Annotated in this window: 17 protein-coding genes; 13 read left to right on the top strand and 4 right to left on the bottom strand. The window is 73.1% G+C overall.

The annotated features are described in order from the left end of the window. Genes H4696_RS49165 through H4696_RS49145 form a run of 5 tightly spaced genes read left to right on the top strand, consistent with a single transcriptional unit; the run spans window position 1 to window position 5,679 of the window. Window positions 1-744, top strand: coding sequence for an ABC transporter permease (locus H4696_RS49165; RefSeq protein ID WP_086861683.1), 744 nt, complete (start codon window positions 1-3; stop codon window positions 742-744). Then, on the top strand, window positions 735-2,231 hold the full coding sequence (locus tag H4696_RS49160; protein WP_192782974.1) for a glycosyltransferase family 39 protein: 1,497 nt from the start codon (window positions 735-737) through the stop codon (window positions 2,229-2,231). Before H4696_RS49165 ends, H4696_RS49160 begins: the two co-directional genes overlap by 10 nt. A 51-nt stretch (window positions 2,232-2,282) precedes the next feature. Then, window positions 2,283-3,791, top strand: a complete 1,509-nt coding sequence (locus H4696_RS49155; protein ID WP_086860852.1) for an ArnT family glycosyltransferase — start codon at window positions 2,283-2,285, stop codon at window positions 3,789-3,791. Then, window positions 3,788-5,059, top strand: a complete 1,272-nt coding sequence (locus H4696_RS49150; protein ID WP_249027013.1) for a sensor histidine kinase — start codon at window positions 3,788-3,790, stop codon at window positions 5,057-5,059. The genes H4696_RS49155 and H4696_RS49150 overlap by 4 nt, the downstream gene beginning before the upstream one ends. Next, window positions 5,056-5,679 carry a response regulator gene (locus H4696_RS49145; protein ID WP_086860854.1) on the top strand — a complete coding sequence of 208 codons (624 nt, stop codon included), beginning with the start codon at window positions 5,056-5,058 and terminating at the stop codon, window positions 5,677-5,679. Before H4696_RS49150 ends, H4696_RS49145 begins: the two co-directional genes overlap by 4 nt. Here H4696_RS49145 and coaE read toward each other — a convergent pair. Beyond that, window positions 5,676-6,860 carry a dephospho-CoA kinase gene (gene coaE, locus H4696_RS49140; RefSeq protein ID WP_086860865.1) on the bottom strand — a complete coding sequence of 395 codons (1,185 nt, stop codon included), beginning with the start codon at window positions 6,858-6,860 and terminating at the stop codon, window positions 5,676-5,678. The genes H4696_RS49145 and coaE overlap by 4 nt on opposite strands. Before the next feature lie 195 nt (window positions 6,861-7,055). Between coaE and H4696_RS49135 the strand changes: the two genes are divergently transcribed. Then, the gene (locus H4696_RS49135; protein ID WP_086860855.1) at window positions 7,056-7,304 is read left to right on the top strand and encodes a hypothetical protein; all 249 of its coding nucleotides are present in this window, start codon (window positions 7,056-7,058) and stop codon (window positions 7,302-7,304) included. A 239-nt stretch (window positions 7,305-7,543) separates the two neighbouring features. Here the strand turns inward: H4696_RS49135 and H4696_RS49130 are convergent, their stop codons facing one another. Beyond that, the gene (locus H4696_RS49130) at window positions 7,544-7,990 is read right to left on the bottom strand and encodes an OsmC family protein (RefSeq protein ID WP_086860857.1); all 447 of its coding nucleotides are present in this window, start codon (window positions 7,988-7,990) and stop codon (window positions 7,544-7,546) included. Window positions 7,991-8,149: 159 nt separating this feature from the next. Here H4696_RS49130 and H4696_RS49125 point away from each other — a divergent pair, with 159 nt between their 5' ends. Continuing rightward, complete coding sequence (locus H4696_RS49125; RefSeq protein WP_225956036.1) at window positions 8,150-8,779, top strand: TetR/AcrR family transcriptional regulator; 630 nt, start codon at window positions 8,150-8,152, stop codon at window positions 8,777-8,779. 79 nt (window positions 8,780-8,858) lie between these two features. Here H4696_RS49125 and rpsA read toward each other — a convergent pair whose 3' ends face one another. Further along, a complete protein-coding gene (rpsA, locus tag H4696_RS49120) occupies window positions 8,859-10,358 on the bottom strand; it encodes a 30S ribosomal protein S1 (RefSeq protein ID WP_086860859.1) in 1,500 nt (499 codons plus the stop codon). Window positions 10,359-10,640: 282 nt separating this feature from the next. Between rpsA and H4696_RS49115 the strand changes: the two genes are divergently transcribed. The 6 genes from H4696_RS49115 to H4696_RS49090 all read left to right on the top strand — a co-directional run bounded on the left by H4696_RS49115 (window position 10,641) and on the right by H4696_RS49090 (window position 16,585). After that, a complete protein-coding gene (locus H4696_RS49115) occupies window positions 10,641-11,492 on the top strand; it encodes a class I SAM-dependent methyltransferase (protein ID WP_192782973.1) in 852 nt (283 codons plus the stop codon). After that, complete coding sequence (locus tag H4696_RS49110; RefSeq protein ID WP_086858825.1) at window positions 11,489-12,400, top strand: GNAT family N-acetyltransferase; 912 nt, start codon at window positions 11,489-11,491, stop codon at window positions 12,398-12,400. Before H4696_RS49115 ends, H4696_RS49110 begins: the two co-directional genes overlap by 4 nt. A gap of 11 nt (window positions 12,401-12,411) precedes the next feature. Next, window positions 12,412-13,332 (top strand): GNAT family N-acetyltransferase, encoded by a 921-nt coding sequence (locus tag H4696_RS49105; protein ID WP_086858826.1) that lies wholly within the window; start codon window positions 12,412-12,414, stop codon window positions 13,330-13,332. Window positions 13,333-13,440: 108 nt separating this feature from the next. Continuing rightward, window positions 13,441-14,124: an ABC transporter ATP-binding protein gene (locus H4696_RS49100; RefSeq protein ID WP_086858827.1), complete on the top strand. Its 684-nt coding sequence runs from the start codon at window positions 13,441-13,443 to the stop codon at window positions 14,122-14,124. After that, entirely contained in the window at window positions 14,121-16,016 is a 1,896-nt protein-coding gene (locus H4696_RS49095; RefSeq protein ID WP_086858828.1) for a YhgE/Pip domain-containing protein, read from the top strand. The genes H4696_RS49100 and H4696_RS49095 overlap by 4 nt, the downstream gene beginning before the upstream one ends. Then, on the top strand, window positions 16,013-16,585 hold the full coding sequence (locus H4696_RS49090) for a TetR/AcrR family transcriptional regulator (protein ID WP_086858829.1): 573 nt from the start codon (window positions 16,013-16,015) through the stop codon (window positions 16,583-16,585). Before H4696_RS49095 ends, H4696_RS49090 begins: the two co-directional genes overlap by 4 nt. 73 nt (window positions 16,586-16,658) lie before the next feature. On the opposite strand, the gene H4696_RS49085 is transcribed toward H4696_RS49090, so the two are convergent. After that, window positions 16,659-18,260: a trypsin-like peptidase domain-containing protein gene (locus H4696_RS49085; protein ID WP_086858830.1), complete on the bottom strand. Its 1,602-nt coding sequence runs from the start codon at window positions 18,258-18,260 to the stop codon at window positions 16,659-16,661. Window positions 18,261-18,374: the final 114 nt, after the last annotated feature.

Below are 18,374 nucleotides of genomic sequence, written 5' to 3'. Positions count from 1 at the left end.
ATGACCGTCCTGACCAAGCTGACCGCCGCCGAAGCCAAGGTGTTCCTGCGCGATCCGGGCGCGCCGGCCGTCGTCGTCGGCATCCCGCTCGCGTTGCTGCTGGTGTTCGGGCTGATGCCCGGCGCGAACGAGCCGGACCCGAAATACGGCGGTCACAGCCCGCTGGCCACGGTGATCGCACCGATGGCCGTCACGATCCTGCTGGCCATGCTCGCGTTGACGCACTTCCCGAACGTGATGGGCACCTACCGCGAAAAGGGCCTGCTGAAGCGGCTTTCCGCCAGCCCGGTTTCGCCGAGCCGGTTGCTCGCCGCGCAGCTGCTGGTGAATCTGGCCGCCGCCGTGGTCGTGGTGCTGCTCATCGCCGGGGTCGGCGGGCTCGCGCTCGGCATTCCCTTGCCGGGCAACCCGGGCGGCTTCCTGCTCTCGATCGTCCTCGGGGCGCTGGCGCTGTTCTCCGTCGGCCTGCTGGTGGCCGCCTTGGCTCCGACCGGCCGCGCGGCGAGCGGCATCGGGAGCGCCGTTTTCTTCCCGATGCTGGCGCTGGGCGGGGTCTGGGTGCCGAAGGAGCGGCTGCCGGTGGTGCTGCAGCACGTCGCCGACGTCCTGCCGCTCGGGTCGACGCTCAACGCGCTGCGTGCCACCTGGGCCGGCGACGCTCCCGAACTGCTGCAGCTCGGCGCGATGGCGGCCTTCGCCGTCGGCTGCACGACGATCGCGGCGCGGGTGTTCCGATGGGAGTGACGACCGCGCCCGCCCCGGCCGTCCTCCGGCCGGTCGCCGTGAAGCCGGTGGCGATCGTGACCGTGCTGACGGCGATCCCGTTGCTGCTGACGGCGAACCGCTACGGCTACTTCGGCGACGAGCTGTACTTCCTGGCCGCCGGACGGCACCTCGCGTGGGGGTACGTCGACCAGCCTCCGCTGCTTCCCCTGCTGGCCAAGGCGATGGACGCGCTCGGGCACTCGCCGTTCGTGCTGCGCATCCCGGCGATGCTGGCCGTGCTCGCCGGGGTCGTGCTCACCGCCATGATCGCGCGTGAGCTGGGCGGCGGCGCGAAGGCCCAGACGCTCGCCGCCGCCACTGCCGCCGTCTCGGTGGAGTCCCTGGCGGGCGGGCACTACCTGGCGACGTCCACAGTGGACCCATTCCTCTGGACGCTGGTGCTGTGGCTGCTGGTCCGCTGGCTGCGCACCCGCGCCGACGCTCTCCTCGTCTGGGCCGGCGTGGCGACGGCGGCGGCGCTGTACACGAAGTTCCTCATCGGCGGCTTCTGGCTCGCCGCGGGGGTCGCGATCCTCGTCTGCGGGCCACGGGAACTGCTGCGCCGTCCCGCGTTGTGGCTCGGCGCGGCGATCGCCGCGGCGGCACTGGTGCCGACGCTGCTCTGGCAGGCCACGCACGGCTGGCCGCAGCTCGGCATGGGCGCGGCGATCTCGGCGGAAGTCGGCGGCACCTGGGGCGGCAGGCTGGCGTTCCTGCCGACCGCGGTGGCCGCCGCCGGGCTGCCGGTCGGCGCGGTCCTGCTGGGCTACGGCCTGTGGCGGCTCCTGCGCGGCCGCGAACTCCGCTTCCTCGGCTGGACGACCGTGCTGCTGACCCTCGCCTTCCTGGCGGTGAACGGCCGGTTCTATTACGTCGCCGGGATGTACCCGGTGTGCTGGGCGATGGCCGCCGTCGCGCTCGAACGCCGCGAACCGGCGCGCTGGTGGCGCTGGGTCGCGACCTGGCCGTGCTACGCGCTGGCCGCACTGCTCGTCGTGCCCATCGCACTGCCGGTCTGGCCCCAGACGTGGCTGACCGAGCACCCCTCGCTGCCGGCCCCGGTGTTCGCCTTCGCCGAGATCGGCTGGCCGGACGGCACCCGCTCGGTGGCCGGCGCGTTCGCGCGGCTGCCCGAGCGGGACCGGACCGCGGTGGTGACCGAGACGTACTGGGAAGCGAGCGCGCTCGACCGCTACGGCCGTGACCTCGGCCTCCCCGAGCCGGCCAGCGGGAACCGCGGCTACGCGACACTGGCAGTACCGCCCGAAAACACCACCGACGTCCTGTTCGTCGGCAAGGATCCGCGGCCGCTGCTCGGGCACTTCACCGGCCTGCGGCAAATCGGGACGGTGGACACCGGTGCGGCGAAGCCGAGCTACTTCGACGGCGTGCCGCTGTGGCTGGCGAGCGGCCGCGCCGAACCCTGGTCACAGCTGTGGCCGAAGCTGGTGAACACGCACACGTGAGCACACGTAGGGTGCGGGAAGGACCGGCGCCGACCACGGACAAGGAGCACGATGGACGCCGTAGCCACGGCCCCCGACCAGGCGAAAGCCGACCTCGCCCCCTTCGCCCGGCTGCCGGTCGCGCTGCTCGCGCTGGGCACGGCCACCGCGTTGCTGCTGACGGCCGGGCGTTACGGCTACTTCGGCGACGAGCTGTACTTCCTCGCCGCCGGGAAGCACCTGGCCTGGGGCTACGCCGACCAGCCGCCGCTCGTCCCGTTCCTGGCGTGGGCGATGGACCGCCTGGCACCCGGTTCGCTCGTCGTCTTCCGGCTGCCGGCGATCGCCGCGACCGCGGCCGGGGTCGTCGTGACCGCGCTGATCGCCCGCGAGCTGGGCGGCCGGCGCAAGGCGCAGGCGCGGGCCGCCGCGGCGTACGCGATCTGCGGGCAGTTCGTGGGCAGCGGCCACTACCTGGCGACGTCGACGATCGACCCGCTGCTGTGGACGCTCGTGCTGTGGCTGCTGGTGCGCTGGGTCCGCACCCGCGACGATTCGCTGCTGGTGTGGCTCGGTGCCGTGACGGCGGTGGCGCTCAACGGCAAGCTGCTCATCGGCGCGTTCTGGGTGGTGGCCGGGCTCGCGGTGCTCGCGTTCGGCCCCCGGGAGCTGCTGCGGCGGCCGAAGCTCTGGCTGGGCGCGCTGATCGCCGCCGTCTCACTGGTGCCGACGCTGCTGTGGCAGCGCGCGAACGGCTGGCCGCAGCTCGGGATGGGCGACGCGGTCGGCGCCGAGGTCGACGCGGCGGGCGGCCGCGGGAGTTTCGTCCCGCAGCTGCTGGCCGGGGCCGGTTGGGTGATCGGCGCGCTCGGCGTCCTCTACGGCGTCGCGGTGCTGCTCGGGAGCAAGCAGCTGCGGCCGTACCGGTTCCTCGGCTGGACGGCGCTGGGCGTCGTCGCGGTCTTCCTGGTCGCCAACGGGCGGTACTACTACGCCGCCGGGATGTTCGGTGTGCTGTGGGCCGCGGCCGCCGTGCACTTCGAAGCGCTCGAACCGTCCCGCTGGTGGCGATGGGTGCCGACCTGGCCGGTGTTCGTGCTGTCGGCGCTGTTCAGCCTCCCGTTCACGTTGCCGGTCTGGCCGGCGCACTGGCTGGTCGACCACCCGGCCGCGCCGCGGCCCGCGTACGCGGCCGAAGAGATCGGCTGGCCGGACCTCGCCGACGACGTCGCCAAGCTGTACCGGACCGCACCGCCGGGCACGGCCGTCGTGACCGGCGGCTACTGGCAGGCGGGCGCGCTCGGCCGGTACGGGCCCGAGCGGGGCCTGCCCGAGGCGTACAGCCCGAGTCGCGGCTTCTGGTACTTCGGCCGCCCGGCCGACGACGCCAATACCGTGCTCTTCGTCGGCTACGACCCGTCGAAGCTGGCGAAGTACTTCGGGAACACGCGCATCGTCGGCCAGGTCGGCAACCGGCTCGGCGTCCGCAACGCGAGCGAGCACATGCCCGTCTGGCAGCTCACCGGCCGGACCGCGGACTGGGCCGAGATCTGGCCGCGGCTCAAGGACATGAGAGCGTGAGCCTCGGGGCCGACTGGAGCCGGCCGATGTGGCCGCCGGAATCGGCGCGGAGCCCCGACGGGTGGCAGCCGTGGCTGTACCGGATCGAGCGCGTCCTTCCCGCCCTGCTCCTGGTCGTCTCGACCGCCGTCAGCCTCGGCGCCGGCGGTCGCGACGACCGCTGGTGGGCCATCACCGGCACCTTGGCCGCCGTGACCGCGCTCTGGGTGCTCGGTACGGTGATCTTCGCGCCGGCGCGGCTGCGCGAACGGCCCGCCTTCGCCCTGCTCACGTTCGCCGGCATCGTCGGGCTGGGCAGCGTGCTGGAGGCCCGGGACGTCACCTTCGTCATCTTCATGATCTACGCGTTCCTGGCCGCCATGCGGCTGCGGCCGACGTGGCTCGCCTTCACCGCGCTGGCGGTGACCTCGCTGCTGATCAACACCCTCGGCAACGGCGGTCCCGTGCACGCCCTGCGGGAGCGGCCGGGCATCTGGATCACGGTCATCGTCGTGCAGACCGCGACCATCGGGGGCGGCGGGCTGCTGTCGGCGGCGGTGGCCCGCCAGAACGAGGAACGCCGGCGCATGCTCGACGAGCTGGCCGCGGCCCAGGCGGAGAACGAAGGCCTGCAACGGCAGCTGCTCAGCCAGGCCCGCGAAGCCGGGGTGCTCGACGAGCGGCAGCGGCTGGCGCAGGAGATCCACGACACCCTGGCGCAGGGCTTCACGGGCATCATCACGCAGCTCGAAGCCGCCGCGCTGGCCAAGGACGAGCCGGCGGAGTGGCAGCGGCACCTGGACTCCGCGACCGCGCTGGCGCGGGAAAACCTCACCGCCGCACGGCGTTCGGTGCGTGCGCTGCACCCCGAGCACCTGGACTCCGCGACACTGCCCGAGGCGCTCGCCGGAGTCGCGGCGCGGTGGAGCGCGCGGACCGGCGTGCCCGCCGCGGTCACCACCACCGGCGTCCCGCGGCCGCTGCACCCGGAGATCGAGGCGACCGTCCTGCGCGTCACCCAGGAAGCTCTGTCCAATGTGGACAAGCACGCCGCGGCGGGCCGGGTCGGCGTCACCCTGTCCTACATGGACGACGAAGCGACCCTCGACGTCCGCGACGACGGCGTGGGCTTCGTCCCCGAGCCCGGTCCCGGCTTCGGGCTGCCGGGCATGCGCCGCCGCGTCCAGCGGCTCGCCGGTACGCTGCACGTCGAGTCCGAACCCGGCGGCGGCACCGCGATTTCGGCCGTCCTGCCCGCCGTCCCCGCCCCGCCGGAGGCTTCCGCATGACGATCACCGTGCTCATCGCCGACGACCACCCCGTCGTCCGCGACGGCCTGCGCGGCATCTGCACCGGCCGCGGCTTCGAGGTCGTCGGGGAGGCCGCGAACGGCGCCGAAGCCGTCGTGCTGGCCGAGCGGCTGCGCCCCGACGTCGTGCTGATGGACCTGCGGATGCCGGGCACCGACGGCGTCGCGGCGATCACCGAGCTGGCCCGGCTGGGCAACCCGGCGCGGGTCCTGGTGCTCACGACGTACGACACGGACTCCGACGTCCTGCCCGCGGTCGAGGCGGGCGCGACGGGCTACCTGCTGAAGGACGCCCCGCGGGAGGACCTGTTCCGCGCGGTCGAGGCCGCCGCCCGCGGCGAGGCGGTGATCTCCCCCGCCGTCGCGAGCCGGCTGCTGGGGCGGATGCGCGAGCCGGCGCGGGAACCGCTGTCCCAGCGCGAACTCGAGGTGCTCACCCTGGTCGCCCGCGGCTCGACGAACAAGGAAGCGGCGAAGAAGCTGTTCATCAGCGAGGCGACGGTCAAGACGCACCTGATCCACGTCTACGCGAAGCTCGGCGTCAACGACCGCGCGGCCGCGGTCGCGGTCGCCTTCGAACGCGGGCTGCTGGGTTCCTAGGGCGTCCAGCCGGTGGCCGCGGCCCACTTCTCCGCGCGGGCGAACACGCCGTTGACGAACTCCTGCTTCTCCTCCGCGTAGGCCGCGACGTTGCCGTCGCCGGCGTGCGCGTCGGCCAGCCGCAGCTTGACGTCGCGGTAGTCGTCGCGCTCGTTCGCGTTCGCGCGCAGGTAGTCGCGGAAGAGCAGCGCGAGCCGCCACGCCGGCGTCTCCTCGGACCGGACGTGCAGGTTCACCGCGCGCTTCGGGTCGGCGCCGACGTGCAGGCGCTTCGGCCACGTGCCGGTGCCGTCCAGGGCGTCGTCGTACCAGTCGCCTTCCAGCCGCGGGAACCCCGCGTCGGACAGCAGTTCCCGCAGTGTGTCCGCGTCGTCCAAAGTGGACACCGTGAGCTGCAGGTCGAGGACGTCCTTGGCGGGCAGGCCGGGCACGGCGGTCGAGCCGATGTGGTCGGCGCGGCGCGCGAGCTCCCCCGCCGCGGCGCGGACCCGGGCGAGCACCCGCTCGGCCTGCGCGGGCCAGGTGAGGTCGTACTCGGCGATCTTCGGGGACACCGGCGGGCGCGGCTTGCGCAGCCGGACGTTCGCTTCGAAGGGCACGAGCCGGTCGGCCCACAGCGCGTCGACGTCGAGCAGCACGACGTCTTCGGGACCGCCGTTGTCCAGCCAGACGTCGGCGACGGCGCGGCGCTGCTCGTCGCTCGCCTGCGCCCGGATGCGCGCCCGCGCGTCGTCCTCGGCCATGCCGCGTGCGGTCACCAGCCGGCGGACCCGCACCTCGACCGGCGCGTCGACGACCACGACCAGGTGGTACGCCGTCGCCAGGCCGTTCTCGACGAGCAGCGGGATGTCGTGGACGATGACGGCGTCCGGCGCGGCGGCGGCCATCAGCTCCCCGGTGCGGGCGCCGACCAGCGGGTGCACGATCGCGTTCAGCCGGCGGCGCGACTCGTCGTCGGCGAAGGCCTTGGCGGCGAGGGCTGGCCGGTCGAGCGAGCCGTCGGCGGCCAGGATGTCCTCGCCGAACTCCGCGACGAGCCGGGCCAGCCCCTCGGTCCCGGGCGCGACCACCTCGCGAGCGATCCGATCGGAGTCGATCAGCACGGCGCCGTGTTCGGCGAGCCGGTTCGCCACGGTCGACTTGCCTGCCCCGATGCCACCGGTCAACCCCACACGCAACATGCCGATCACCCTAGTCAAGCGCCCCGGACGGCGCGGCGTCGCATCCGGCCCAGCCCGACGCACACGAACGGGTGAGCCGCAAGGCGAACGTGACGCGTGACTCAACCGATATCCGGACACGCCGCGTTGCTTACCCACCTCTTCCGGCCCAATTGCGTACCGTCCGCGCGACAGGGTCGCCCACACGGAGGAACGATGGCGGACAGCAAGCACGTCGGGAGGCACCGGCTCGGCACGCCGGGGCTGGTGCACTGCGTTCTTCACCGCCCCGTGGCCGACGCGCTGGCGGATTACCGCCGGACCTGGCTGAGCGCCCTCCTGGTGCCGGCGAAGCACAGCTTCGCGGGCCTGCGCCGCAAGGCCCGCGCGGCAGCCCTCGAGCGCATCTGGGTCCCGGCGGTGGGCACGGCAACCGTGCGACCGGCGACTGCCCGCGCCGCGTAGCCACCGCCGGACGCGGGTGGCCTGACGACCGGGGCGCCGATCCGGCTGGCCCCGCCACCAACCACGGGCGCTGCCGGACGACCTGGGCACCGCCGAACAGCAGCCGCACCGAGCCGGCTGGCCCGCTACCGACCACCGGCGCCGCGTGACAACTGCCGCTCCGACCTGGGTCGCCCCTGGCACTAACCACGGACGTGGCGTGACTCAGCCGGCGCCGTATCGATCTGAGTGACCGCCGGTCAGTGGGCCGTCTCGTGGGTCTCGATCGCGATCTCCGACGACAACGTCCGGTGCACCGGGCACTTGTCCGCGATCGCCATCAGCTTCGCGCGCTGGTCGTCGTCCAGCTCCCCCTCGAGCGAGATCTCCCGCGTGATCCGGCTCAGCATGCCGCGCTCCGTCTCGCACTTCTCGCAGTCCTCCGCGTGGATGCGGTCGTGGCGCAGGCGGATCGTCGCGCGGGTCAGGGGGATGCCCTTGCGGTTCGCGTACATGCGCAGCGTGATCGCCGTGCACGAACCCAGTGAGGCCAGCAGCAGCTCGTACGGGTTCGGGCCCGCGTCGGCGCCCCCGACCGCGGCCGGCTCGTCGACGAGCAGCTCGTGCGTCGCCGTCGTCACCTGCTGCGTGTACGTGCCGTCGCCGGTCGCGGTGACGATCACCGTGCCGGGCTCGGGGTGCTCCATGCGGTCAGTCCTCCCAGGGTGGTTCTTCGATCGTGGCCACATCGGCACGGTGCTCGGACCTGCGGCTCATTCCCAAGACGCGCCGGATATCGTATCTTCTGCTGCGGGTGGTTCGCCCGGACGCCGTCTGCGCCGGGCCGCCGCGAAGGGGGTGCGCCGATGGCCACCAGGCACTTGTCGATGCGCCCTGCCGACCAGGGCAGCCGCGAGCGCTTTCTCGACGCCGCGCTTTCCGTGCTGGTGAACCGGGGCGTCCCCGGCCTGACCGTCCGCGGCGTCGCCGAGGCGGCCGGCGCGTCGACGATTTCGGTGTACGCCCGCTTCGGCGGCCGCGCGGGCCTGCTCGACGCCCTCTACGAGCGCACGTTCGACTCGCTGCGCGAGATGCTCGAAGGCCTGCCGCCGTCGAGTGCGGACGGCCTCGCCGACGTGCTGCACCTGGCCCTCGAGTACCGGCACTTCGCCCTCGAGAGCCCTGCCCGCTACGCGCTGATGTTCGAGCGGCCGGTCCCCGGCTTCGACCCGGACCCGGCGCTGCGCTCGGCCGTGCTGCGGACGACGTTCCGGATGTTCATCGAGCGCGTCCAGCGGGTGTGCCCGCCGGGTGCGGACGCCCAAGCCGCGGCGTACCAGCTGTGGACGGCGATGCACGGGCTGGTGGGCTCGGAGCTGATGCTGGCCTCGCGGACCCCGCTGGCGGACTGGTTCATCCCGCCGACCGAAGAGGCGAACGAGGCGATGTACCGGCAGGGCGTCGCCGCGATGATGCGCGGCCTCGGCCTGCGCTGAGTCCCCGACCTCCGATACGACGGAACCCCCGGTCCGAAGTGGACCGGGGGTTCCGTGGTTCAGCTCAGAGAGCTAGTGCTCACGCACCGCCGGAGAGCTTCTCGCGGAGCGCCGCGAGCTGCTCGTCGGAGGCGAGGGTGCCACCGCTGCTCTTCGTGTCGGCCGGGGCCGAACCCGAGGTGTAGCTTTCCGCGCCACCCTCGATGCCGGTCGCGGCGTCCGCGGCGGCCTCGGCGTCGGCCTCGACGGCCTTCTGGACCTGCTTCATGTGGGCCTCGTAACGAGTGTGCGCCTCGGCGTACTGGCGCTCCCACTCCTCACGCTGCTTGTCGAAGCCTTCCTGCCACTCCTGGGTGTCCGGGTCGAAGCCTTCGGGGTAGATGTAGTTGCCCTCGGCGTCGTACTCGGCGGCCATGCCGTACTGGGTCGGGTCGAACTCGGTGTCCGGCGTGACACCCTCGTTCGCCTGCTTCAGCGACAGCGAGATGCGACGGCGCTCGAGGTCGATGTCGATGACCTTGACCATGACGTCGCCGTTGACCTGGACGACCTGCTCCGGGATCTCCACGTGGCGCTCGGCCAGCTCGGAGATGTGGACCAGGCCCTCGATGCCCTCTTCGACGCGCACGAACGCACCGAACGGAACCAGCTTGGTGACCTTGCCCGGCACGATCTGGCCGATCGCGTGGGTGCGGGCGAACTGGCGCCACGGGTCTTCCTGGGTCGCCTTCAGCGACAGCGAGACGCGCTCGCGGTCCATGTCGACGTCCAGGACCTCGACCGTGACCTCCTGGCCGACCTCGACGACCTCGGACGGGTGGTCGATGTGCTTCCAGGACAGCTCGGAGACGTGCACCAGGCCGTCGACGCCACCCAGGTCCACGAAGGCACCGAAGTTGACGATGGACGACACGACGCCCTTGCGGACCTGGCCCTTGGCGAGCGCGTTGAGGAACTCGCTGCGCACCTCGGACTGGGTCTGCTCGAGGTAGGCGCGGCGGGACAGGACCACGTTGTTGCGGTTCTTGTCCAGCTCGATGATCTTCGCCTCGAGCTCGCGGCCGACGTACGGCTGCAGGTCGCGCACGCGGCGCATCTCGACCAGGGACGCGGGGAGGAAGCCGCGCAGGCCGATGTCCAGGATGAGGCCGCCCTTGACGACCTCGATGACGGTGCCCTTGACGGGCTCGTCCTTCTCCTTGAGCTCCTCGATCGTGCCCCAGGCGCGCTCGTACTGCGCGCGCTTCTTGGACAGGATCAGACGGCCTTCCTTGTCCTCCTTCTGGAGGACCAGGGCTTCGACCTCATCGCCGACGGTGACAACCTCAGCCGGGTCGACATCGTGCTTGATGGAGAGCTCACGCGAGGGGATGACACCCTCGGTCTTGTAGCCGATGTCGAGCAGGACCTCGTCGCGGTCGACCTTGACGATCGTGCCTTCGACGATGTCGCCATCGTTGAAGTACTTGATCGTCTTGTCGATCGCCGCGAGGAAGTCTTCCTCCGACCCGATGTCGTTGATGGCGACCTGCTGGGGCCCGGTGGGGGCGGTCGGGGCGGTGGCGGTGTCGGTGGTCATTAGGCGGGTTGCTCCGGTGGATGGAATCGAGGGTTGGCAGTTGTCGGCGCGAATGGGTGCATGCGTCGACCCTGCGAGCAAACGTCCACCAGTGAACGACCGCGGCATGACCCGCATACGGTGCGCGACCCGAGTCCCAACCAGAAGCTGAGCGGAAGGCAGCGCGAACCCACTGCGCTAACACTTATCCTACGCGGCGGTCGCCGGGCGGCACAATCAGGGTCCCCGCCGCTCGCTAAGGTCCTCGCGGAAGCAAACCCCCAGGGACCGGAGACCACCATCATGCCACCGGAGGAGCCGCCCGCGCCGGGGCGCCACGACGCGGCCGAGCACCGGCTGGGCACCGCCGCCGTCGCCTACCGCGAGGTCGGCGGCCCGGAGGCCGCGGCGGCGAACCTCGCCTGGTGGGACGCCGACGCCGACGACTACCAGGCCGAGCACGGCGGCTTCCTCGGCGACGCCGACTTCGTCTGGTGCCCGGAGGGCGTGCGGGAAGCGGAGGCGCGGCTGCTCGGCGACGTCCGCGGCAAGCGCGTCCTGGAGGTCGGCTGCGGGCAGGCCGCGTGCTCGCGCTGGCTCACGGAGCAGGGCGCGCACGCCGTGGCGACCGACCTCTCCGCCGGCATGCTGCGCCACGCCCGCGAAGGCAACGCGCGCACCGGCCTCGCCGTGCCGCTCGTGCAGGCCAACGCCGAGTACCTGCCGCTGGCGTCCGGCAGCTTCGACGCGGCCTGCTCGGCCTTCGGCGCGATCCCCTTCGTCGCTTCGGTGGACGCGGTCTTCGCCGAGGTGCACCGGGTGCTGCGGCCGGGCGCGCCCTGGGTCTTCTCGGTGACTCACCCGATGCGGTGGATCTTCCCCGACGACCCGGGCCCGCTGGGGCTCACCGTCACCCAGCCGTACTTCGACCGGACCCCGTACGTCGAGGTCGACGACGAGGGCACCGCCACCTACGTCGAGTACCACCACACCCTCGGCGACTACGTGCGGGCGCTGGCCGCGGCCGGTTTCGCGCTGGACGACCTGATCGAGCCGGAGTGGCCGGCCGGGCACACGCGGGTGTGGGGCCAGTGGAGCCCCCTGCGCGGGAAGCTCTTCCCCGGCACGGCGATCTTCCGCACGCACCGCTCGTGAGCTCCCTCGAGGAGCAGCAGAACGCGCGGTTCGCCGCGCTCGACCCGCTGCTGCCGCCGATCGCGGCCCCGCCCGCGGTGAGCGAGCCGCTGATGGTGACCACCGGCGGCCTCAAGGCGGGCGGCCTGCTGGCGCACCACGTGCACGCGGTGGACTCGTGGCCGGCGCTGTGGGGGCCGTCGGAGATCTGGGACCTGACCGCGGTGCCGGGCGACAGCGGCGCGGCGGGCCTGGCCGCGCTGCTGGACGCGTGGCGCGAGCGGCTGCGCGGGACCCGGCCGAGCCCGGACTCGGGCTGCACGCTGGCCTGGCCGAGCCGTGACACCGAGGCGGCGGCGGTGCTGCTGGCGCACGGGTTCGCGCCGTCGACGTGCCTGGCGGTGCGGCCGCCGGACCCGCCCGCGGCCCCCGGGCCGGCGCGGGTGACCGTCCGCCGCGCCGGGGACGGCGACGTCGAAGCGCTGACCGACCTGCGGCTGGCCGAGTGGCGGTACACGTCGCTGGTCGGCACCGCGGTGCCGCGGCCGGGCGCGCGGGCGCTGCTGCGCACGGAGGTCGTCCGTTCGCTGCGCTTCAGCGGCCTGGTCTGGCTCGCGGAGGACGACGGCGTGCCGGCCGGGCTGGCCGCGTGCTCGCTGGCGGCCCCGGCGCCGGGCGACAGCATCCACGGGCGGCTGCGGCCGGGCCGCTGGGGGTACGTCGACACGCTGTCGGTCGCGCCCGCGGCCCGCGGCGGCGGCGTGGGCCGGGCGCTGATGGCGGTGGCGCACCGGGAGCTGCTCCGGCCGGACGCGCTGGGGACGTTCCTCTTCTACCACCCGGCGAACCCGCTCTCGCCGGTGTTCTGGCACCGGCAGGGTTATCGTCCACTGTGGACCATGTGGATCCGGCGCCCCGCCTGGTCCTGAGAGGGGAACCGATGGACATCGCCGAACCGCTGCTCGCGGCGCACCAGGCGCGGTTCGCGGCGGTCGACGCGCTGCTCCCGCCCGCCGCGCCACCCGCCGAAGGCGAACGGCTGGACGCGGCCACCGCGGCCGGCACGCAGGTCACCGGTGTGCTCCAGCGGCACCGGTTCGGCGCCGGCGACGCCCCGATGCTGTGGTCGGCCGCCGACACCTGGCAGCTCTTCCCGTACTTCGGCGACACCGGCACCGAGGGCGTCGACGTGCTGCTGCGCGCGCTGCGGGGCCGCCTGGACACCGAGGCGACCGGCGACGACTCGGCGTGCGTCGTCCTCTGGCCCAGCCGGGACGCCGAGGCGATCCGCGCCTTCCTCGACCACGGCCTGGTCCCGCTGTCGGCGATCGGCGTGCGGACCGCTCCGCCGGGCGAGGTCGACCCCGCGGTCACCGTCCGCCGCGCCGGGCCCGCCGACCACGCCGCCGCGGTGGCGCTCGCCGAGGCGACCTTCGACTACACCGGCCTCGTCGCCGCGCCCCGCCGGGCCAACACCGCGGAGCTGCTGGCGCCCGGTCTGCGGGCCGCGCTCGACGAGGCCGAGCCGCCCGTCTGGCTGGCCGAAGAGGACGGCGAGATCCGCGCGCTCGCGCACTGCGCGTGGGTGGACTCGACGCCGGGGAGCGAGGCGGGCGAGCTGCTCCCCACCGGCCGCTGGGGCTACGTGAACAACGTCGTGACCGCGCCCGGCGAGCGCGGGAACGGTTTCGGCCGGGCGCTGATGGCCCACGTGCACCGGGAGCTCCACCGGGGCGGCGCCACCCGCACGTACCTCTACTACAACCCGACCAACCCGCTGGCCTCGGTGTTCTGGCACCGGCAGGGTTATCGTCCACTGTGGACGAGCTGGGAAGTGCGCCCGGCGGCGGCGCTCCGGTGAACCACCCACTCGTGTGACGTGCGTCCGGTGATCTTGCCGCCACGGCCCGTCGGGACTACGTTTTTGAACTGACCGGTCAGTTCAAAAGTTCTCGAAGCGGGAGAAACCGTGCAGGTCCGAGCCGATCGCGTGTCCCTCGAAGGGCACCACGGCACCTTGTTACCGCCCACCTCGCTGACCTTCGGCGAGGGCGACCTGGCGATCGTGCACGGCGACCCCGGCGTCGGCGTCACGGCGTTCGGCCTCGCGCTGGCCGGGCGGCTCAAGCCGACCACCGGCACGGTGCACGCCGAGGGCGTCGACGCGGCCCTGACCGAGCTCGTCGCGGTCGTCGACGCGCCGGGCGTCAGCGAGCCGGACGACGCCCTGTCCCTGCGCGTGGTCGTCGGCGAGGAGCTCGCGCTGGCGCACCGCCCGGCGGGCAAGGAAGACGTCGCGAAGTGGCTCGCCAAGCACGACGCCGCGCCGTACGCGGGCACGCGTTTCGAGAACCTCGCCCCCACCCTGCGCACGCGGCTGCTCACCGAGCTGGCCGCGGAGCGCAAGGGCGTGCGCGTGCTCGTGCTCGACACCCCGGACCGGCACACCAGCGACGTCGAGAGCTGGGCCGGGCTGGCGGGCGAGCTGGCCGGGCGCGGCCTCGCCGTCGTCGTGCTGACCGCGACCACCCCGCCGGCCGCGCTCCCCTTCCCGCCCGCGCGCGTCGGCGCCGCCGAGCAGCCGGAGCCGCGGCACTTCTCCCCCGAACCCACCGAAGAGCTCCCCGAGAGCACTGACGGAGACCCCGCATGAACGCCTTCCGGATCGCGCGCAACGAACTGCGCCGCCTGTCCACCGGCACGATGCCCAAGCTCGCGCTGGTCGCGCTCGTGCTGGTGCCGCTGCTCTACGCGTCCTTCTACCTCTACGCGAACTACGACCCCTACGGCCGTCTCGACAAGCTGCCCGCCGCGGTCTTCACCAGCGACACCGGCGCGAAGGACTCGAGCGGCCAGCAGCGCAACGTCGGCCGCGAGGTGACCGACGAGCTGGTCAAGTCCGGCACCTTCCAGTGGCACGAGGTGTCCGAGCAGGAGGCCCGCGACGGCGTCCGCGACGACAAGTACTCGTTCGCCATCGGCATCCCGAGCGGCTTCTCGGCCGCGCTGCTGTCGGTCGGCAACTTCCAGCCGCAGCAGGCGACGATCACGCTGACCACCAACGACGCCAACAACTACCTCTCCGGCACCATCGCGAAGCAGGTCGCCGAGCAGGTGCGCAAGACGATCGCGGAGAAGGTCGGCAGCGAGGCCGCGGACCGGTTCCTGGTCGGCTTCTCCACCATCTACGCCAAGATCCAGGAGGCCTCGACCGGCGCGTCCCAGCTCGCCGACGGCGCGACGCAGCTCAAGTCGGGGCAGCAGCAGCTGGCCGACGGCGCCGCGAAGCTCGCGGACGGCTCGTCGACCCTGGCGACCGGCCTCGGCACGCTCAAGAGCGGCACCGCTTCCCTGCCCTCACAGACCCAGCAGCTCGCGAACGGCGCTTCGCAGGTGGCCGCCGGGGACCAGAAGGTCGCGGACGCGGCGTCGATCGCCGCGACGGCGTCGTCCGACATCCAGGGCAAGCTCGACTCCTACCGCAGCCAGCTCCAGACCGACCTGCGCGACGCCGGCGTGCCGGAAGCGCAGGTGCAGGCGATCCTCGCGAAGGCCGACCAGCTGCGCTCCCCCGTCGACCAGGCCAACGGCAAGATCCAGCAGGCCAACGGCGACCTCGCGAAGCTGGCCGACGGCGCCCGCCAGGTGTCCGACGGCGCGGCCAAGCTCGCGGCGGCCTCCCCGCAGCTGGCGAGCGGCATCGCGCAGGCGTCCGACGGCGCGAACCAGCTCCGTGACGGCGCTTCGCAGCTCAGCGACGGAGAGAAGACGGCGGTGAACGGGACGAACCAGCTCTCGGACGGCGCCGTGAAGCTGCGCGACGGGCTGGCCGCCGGTCTCCAGCAGATCCCGAACCCGGACGACCCGACCCGCAACGCGACGGCCAACACGATCGCGGACCCGGTGGCGGTGAACGCCAACGGCGAGGCGTCGGCGGGGACGTACGGCGCGGGGCTGGCCCCGTTCTTCATCTCGCTGGCCACCTGGATCGGCGCGTTCGTGCTGTTCCTCATCCTGCGCCCGCTCTCGACGCGCGCACTGACCGCGGGCGCGGCCCCGTTCCGCGTCGCGGTGGGCGGCTGGCTGTCCTCGGCGCTGCTGGGCGTCGCGCAGGTGATCGTCCTGTTCGGCGCGGTGACCTGGCTGGTCGGCATCCACATCGCACACCCGCTGGGCGCGATCGGGTTCGCGGTGCTGGTGTCGCTGACGTTCACGTCGGTGGTGCACGCGCTCAACGCGTTCTTCGGCGCGGTCGGCAAGTTCCTCGGCCTGGTGCTGCTGGTGCTGCAGCTGGTCAGCGCGGGCGGCACGTTCCCCTGGCAGACCATCCCGGACGCGCTCTACCCGCTGCACGTGGTGCTGCCGATGGGCTACGCGATCGACGGCTTCCGCCACCTGTTCTACAGCGGGGCCACCGTGCAGATCCTGGGTGACATCGGCGTGCTGCTCGCGTACCTGGTCGGCGGGATCCTGGTGTCGACGCTGGCCGCGCGCAAGCGTCGCGTTTGGACGGTGTCCGCGCTCAAGCCCGAGCTGAGCCTGTGAGCGGCGGGACGAAGCAGAAGCTCTTCGAGGCCACGCTGGAGCTCTCCAAGAGCCGGGGCCTCGTGGGCCTGACCGTCGACGACATCGCCGCCGCGGCGGGGGTCGCGAAGGGGACGGTGTACTACAACTTCGGCTCGAAGGACGGGCTGGTCGACGCCCTGCTGCGGTACGGCGTCGACATGCTCGCGCTCCGGCTGCGCTCGGCGGTTTCGGACGCGGATCCGCTGGACGTGATCGAGGCGCAGGTCGACACGACGCTGGAGTTCATCGCCCAGTACCCGGGGTTCTCGCAGATCCTGGTGAGCGAGCTGTGGCGGACGCCGGGCCAGTGGCACGGGACGCTTTCGCTGCTGCGCGAAGAGATCATCTCGATCGTGAAGCAGCAGCTGTCGCGGCTGGACGCGCAGGAGCGGCTGCCGGAGGGCGTGGAGATCCCGACGGCGGCGGCCGGGCTGTTCGGGACGATGCTGGTGGTGGCGCTGGACTGGCAGGTGTTCGGGCCGCAGCGGACGAGGGCGGAGGTCCGGGACGCGGTGATGGTCCTGATCCGTGGCCTGGGCCGCCGCTGATCCTCCGCCGAAAGCCGTGAATGCCACATTGAGGGACGTTAGGTCTCTCAATGTGGCATTCACGGCTTTGAGGTCAGGGGCGGTCTTCCAGGCGGGCCCGGACCGCGGCCGCGTAGGTGTCGACCGCCGTGGCCGCTGCCGTCAGCTCGCAGGGGCCGTCGATCAGCAGGCGCTTCGCCGGGGCGTACGCCTGCTCCAGTTCCGGATCGGCGGCCAAGCCGTGCTCCCGGGCCAGCTCGTGGTCGCCCGCCAGGCGGGCGCGCAACTCCTCGCGGCGGGCCATCAGTCCGTCGAGGACCGCGCGCTGGCGGCGGCCGTCCTCGACCGCCGGGGCGACCGCGTGCTCGTGGCTGTCGATGTGGCGCTCCACCCACTCCGCGTCGCCGTCGACCTCGGCCGAACGCAGCTGCTTGAGGGCGCCGCGCAGACGATGGGCGCGGGCCGGGAGCATCGCCACGCCCGTGAAGCGCGTCGCGACGCGCAGCTGGTACGCCTCGATCTCCGCCAGCTCCGCCACGGCCTGCGTCAGCACCTCGAGCCGGCCGGCGAGGTCGTCCGGGGCCGGGCGGGCCGCGGCCGTGCCCGCGCGCACCGCCGCCACCCCCGGCGACGACTCCTCGCGGAAGCCGAGCAGCAGGCGGAGGCCGAGTTCGGCGGCGCGGCCGGCCAGCGGCGCGAGCACCTCGCCGACGAGCCGGTCGGGTTCGGCGGAGTCGTCGATCGCGTCGACGACCAGGGTGCGGCCCGCGACGCCGTTCGTCAGCCGGTCGGCGATGCGGTGGCGGACGGCGTCGGCGGTACGTCCGGTGGCGTCGACGGCCAGGTCGACGCTGCCCGCCGGCGGCATCGGCCCGAACGCGGGCGGCAGGCCCGCCACCCCGAGCGAGCGTTCGCGGTCGGCGAGGACGATGCCGAACCGCAGGGCCGCCGCGACGGGCGAGCCCGCCTCGCCGGTGTCGACCACCCAGACGGTGCCGGGCTCGGCCTTCGCGAACCAGTCCGCGACCTGCCGCACGAACGAGACGTCGACGGCTTCGCCGACCGGGCGCGAGAAGCTGGCGTCGACGGCCGGGCTGCCGGACGTCCAGATGCTCAGCTGCGGCAGGTGCCCGAGCATCGTCTCGACGGGGACCATCCACGTCCCGCTGTCCTTGCCGACGACCACGCCGACGACGTGGCCGGTCGCCTCGTCGAGCACCGCGGTGCCGCCGAACCCGGGGCCCAGCGGTTCGGCTTCGGTGGTGCGGAACAGGCGGACCCACTCGCCGCCGGTCGGTTCCGGGGCGCCGAGCCGGGCGTGCGTCCACCGGCCGACCGAGCCGGGCGGGAACCCGAAGGCGCGCACCAGCTGGTGTTCGCCCAGCGGCATGCGGTGCAGCGGGGCGCGGAAAACGCGCGATTCGGGGCGTTCCAGGCGCAACAGGGCGAGATCGCCGTGGCCGCCGCCGTCGGAAGGCACCCAGCAGCCCTCGACGACGGTCGCGGCGCCGGGCAGCGCCTCGGCCAGCCCGACGAAGTCGACGGTCAGCGCGGACTTCGGTCCGCCGGCGGTCTCGACGACGTGCGCGCTCGTGAGCACGTGGTACTCGTCCAGTACCGTGCCCGCCCCGCACACCCGGCCGAGTTCGTCGTGCAGCCGGACCCGCCAGCGTCGTCGCTCACGCTCGAACCCCATTCGGCGGACCCTACGCCGTGATCGCCGCGAGCCGGGCGCCGACCTCCCTACCCAGCGGTAATGGCTCACCCGAACGGAGTCCTCCGTTCGTCGCAATGCCAACGGTTTTCGTCC

Source organism: Amycolatopsis lexingtonensis (genome assembly GCF_014873755.1).
GTDB classification, from domain to species: domain Bacteria; phylum Actinomycetota; class Actinomycetes; order Mycobacteriales; family Pseudonocardiaceae; genus Amycolatopsis; species Amycolatopsis lexingtonensis.
Note: the sequence above shows the minus strand (reverse complement) of the source record. Positions and strands in the feature narration are given on the sequence as shown.